Origin of the sequence: Rhodococcus sp. (in: high G+C Gram-positive bacteria) (genome assembly GCF_049591685.1) — a bacterium.
In the GTDB taxonomy this organism is placed as follows: Bacteria; Actinomycetota; Actinomycetes; order Mycobacteriales; family Mycobacteriaceae; genus Rhodococcoides.
Genome location: NZ_JBAWFH010000381.1, coordinates 1 through 2,852, shown reverse-complemented (window position 1 = coordinate 2,852; position 2,852 = coordinate 1). Strand labels below are relative to the sequence as shown.

Genomic DNA, 2,852 nt, shown 5'->3' with positions numbered 1-2,852 from the left:
TCATCAGGCAGAACATCTGGGTACCGTCGCCGAGTTCGGGCAGGTGCTGTTGCACGACCTCTGTCATGTCCGCGAGTTTGCTGATGGATGATCGCTTGTGCCGCTTGACTACCGCGACGGACACGTTGTGTTCGAGGACGCCGCCTTGTGCGCCGAAAAGGTCGCACAGCACGACCCTGTCCGCCAGCGAACGGCTGAGAATGTCGGCGAACCGATTGGCCCGGGTCTCGAGTGGCGCGTCGGCGTCGATTCCGTCGGCCAACATCGTTGTCAGCTCGGCCAGCCACTCGCCCAAAAAATCGTTCAGCAGCTCGAGCAGCACGGCCTCACGTGACTCGAAGTACCGCAGCACATTGGACTTCGCCAATCCGACCCGTCGGCTCAGCTCGTTGAGTGTCACCTCGGCGACCGACATCTCGACCAGCATTGCCGCCGCGGTGGTCAAAATCGTCTGACGGCGGACTTCTCGCTGCTCCTCACTGCGCGCACGTTCGAATTTCATGGGCTCAGCCTAACTTACGGACCGCCGGTCTCTTGACAGTAGACCGCCGGTCTTTTAAGGTTCAGGTGTAACAGACCGCCGGTACTTAGGAGACGACATGACCGAAAAGTGGACCGAACGGTGCATTCCCGATCAGAACGGTCGGGTAGCGATCGTCACCGGCGCGAACACCGGGCTGGGATACGAGACCGCACGGATGTTGGCGGCACGAGGCACAGCAGTGGTCTTGGCTGTCCGCGACGTCGAGAAGGGCAAGCGGGCTGCGGCCCGTATGGGCGGGGACGTCCGCGTGCAGGCCCTCGACTTGGCATCCCTCGAATCGGTGCGGTCCGCGGCGGCCGACATCCGCGAGAAGTACCCACGCATCGACCTTTTGATCAACAACGCAGGGGTGATGTACACGCCGAAGCAGGTCACCGCAGATGGCTTCGAAATGCAGTTCGGCACAAACCATCTCGGTCACTTCGCCCTGACCGGCCTACTTCTGGATCGGCTCCTGCCGGTCGCCGGGTCTCGCGTCGTCGTGGTGAGTAGTACCGGCCACCGCATCCGGGCCGCCATTCATTTCGACGACCTGCAGTGGGAGCGCTCGTACAGTCGCACCGCCGCCTACGGCCAGTCCAAACTCGCAAATTTGCTGTTTACCTACGAACTTCAGCGCCGGCTCGCGCGTCAGGGCACCACGGCAGCTGTGGCTGCTCACCCGGGATTGTCCAACACCGAACTCACTCGCTACACACCTGCCGCGCTGCGTGTGCCAGTCGGTTGGGTCGCTCCTCTGCTGTCTCAGACGCCCGCCATGGGTGCCATGCCGACTCTGCGTGCTGCCACCGATCCGGCCGCGCTCGGCAGCCAGTACTACGGTCCGAGCGGCAGGGCCGAGATCCGCGGCTATCCGAAGGTCGTCACGTCGAGCGCTCAGTCGTACGACCTCGACATCCAGCAGCGGTTGTGGACAATCTCCGAAGAACTCACCGGTGTCACGTTCCCTGTGGGTGAGGAGTCGACCCTGTCCGCGGGTCGTCTGACGTCCGTTTTGGGCGAATCCGTGTAAATCGGTTGTGACATTTCTTAGCATTCACCTCAGCTAGTTCCCCGTTCAACTACCGTGCCGTCACACTGTGGTGATGTTCTGGTGGATCCTGGGGATCGCTGCGGTGTGGTGCGTCATTGCTGTGGCCATCGCGCTACGCGTAGGTCGAGGCTTCGGGTCCCTCAAGCAGCGCGACGACTTCGACGACGAATAGACCGCGGGTTTGTGCCCACTGCGCAGGCAACGTTGCCGACTCGGCGATGTACAGGCAGGGTGGAGGAATGAGTGACACCACGAAGGTAACTGTCGAACGCACCATCGAGGCACCTGTCGATGCAGTATTCGACGTCCTCTCCAACCCGGAGCGACACCAGGCATTGGACGGCTCCGGCTTCATTCGCGGAGTGGATCACGCCGACCGTATCCAGAAGGTCGGCGAGGTATTCACGATGAACATGCAGGGCGACCACATGGGTGGCGAGTACAAGACCGACAACCATGTGTCCGGGTACGCGAAGGACAAATTGCTCGCATGGAAGACGGCTCCCGCCGGCACCGAACCTCCCGGATGGGAATGGCTGTGGGAGTTGGAGTCTCAGGGGCCGAACGAGACGTTGGTGCGCCACACCTATGACTGGTCGCACGTCACCGACAAGAAGCTACTCGAAAAGGTGAAGTTCCCGCTCGTCACCAAGGAACAGCTCGGTCACACGCTCGAGCGTCTCGCGGCGGAGGCCACCTCGTAGTTCGGAACTCGGTATTGCACACACCGGCCACAGTCCCTGCAACACAGGGTTTGTGGCCGGTGTTTCCCTGTCCGATATGGACAATCGTTTCGAACCGGTTTAGTTACAGGAGCTTGTCCCTTAGTCTCGAAACATGTCGTGGACGTCGTCACCGAAAGACTCAGTCTTCGGTCTGACCCTCCTGCTCATTGTCGGCTGGTCTCTGATCTACGCGATCGCAGGTGCTGCATGGTCGGTTGTCCGCGGCGACCAGTACGAAGTGCAACCAGGTTGGCTGCTGGCAGGAATTCTCGGATTTTCGTTCGGGCTGTACGCCTTTGCGTATGCGGTGAACGGGTTGTGCAAGCGCCTCGTTGTGGCTCACACGCGACGCGAGGGGCCGATTGCGTCAGCTCGAATGGACACCGTTGCAGTCGTTCTCGCCTGGACGGCGGTGGTTTCCGCCTTCGTAGTCGCGTGGCCGGGCGAAGTGTTTCTCTTCGGGTTCGGACTCGCAGCCGTGTTTGAACTTGCAGCGCAGGTGTACCGCGGATGGTCGGACAAGGTCGACGCGTGAGCAACGCCAGGTAGC

At 61.3% G+C, this 2,852-nt stretch carries 4 protein-coding genes; 3 read left to right on the top strand and 1 reads right to left on the bottom strand.

All coding sequences use genetic code 11. The features are described from left to right. On the bottom strand, positions 1-502 hold a 502-nt coding region (locus WBQ44_RS15930; RefSeq protein ID WP_495567642.1), incomplete at its 3' end, for a TetR/AcrR family transcriptional regulator. 97 nt (positions 503-599) lie between these two features. Between WBQ44_RS15930 and WBQ44_RS15925 the strand changes: the two genes are divergently transcribed. From WBQ44_RS15925 to WBQ44_RS15915, 3 genes are all read left to right on the top strand, one after another. Next, entirely contained in the window at positions 600-1,556 is a 957-nt protein-coding gene (locus WBQ44_RS15925; RefSeq protein ID WP_495567641.1) for an SDR family NAD(P)-dependent oxidoreductase, read from the top strand. A 260-nt stretch (positions 1,557-1,816) separates the two neighbouring features. After that, positions 1,817-2,281 carry an SRPBCC domain-containing protein gene (locus WBQ44_RS15920; RefSeq protein WP_495567640.1) on the top strand — a complete coding sequence of 155 codons (465 nt, stop codon included), beginning with the start codon at positions 1,817-1,819 and terminating at the stop codon, positions 2,279-2,281. 133 nt (positions 2,282-2,414) lie between these two features. Then, positions 2,415-2,837, top strand: coding sequence for a hypothetical protein (locus WBQ44_RS15915; protein WP_495567639.1), 423 nt, complete (start codon positions 2,415-2,417; stop codon positions 2,835-2,837). The last annotated feature ends 15 nt before the right edge of the window (positions 2,838-2,852 follow it).

Excerpts from the sequence above, each read along its gene's own strand:
- WBQ44_RS15925 (WP_495567641.1), top strand. The coding sequence starts at position 600 with ATGACCGAAAAGTGGACCGAACGGTGCATTCCCGATCAGAACGGTCGG.
- WBQ44_RS15920 (WP_495567640.1), top strand. The coding sequence starts at position 1,817 with ATGAGTGACACCACGAAGGTAACTGTCGAACGCACCATCGAGGCACCT.
- WBQ44_RS15915 (WP_495567639.1), top strand. The coding sequence starts at position 2,415 with ATGTCGTGGACGTCGTCACCGAAAGACTCAGTCTTCGGTCTGACCCTC.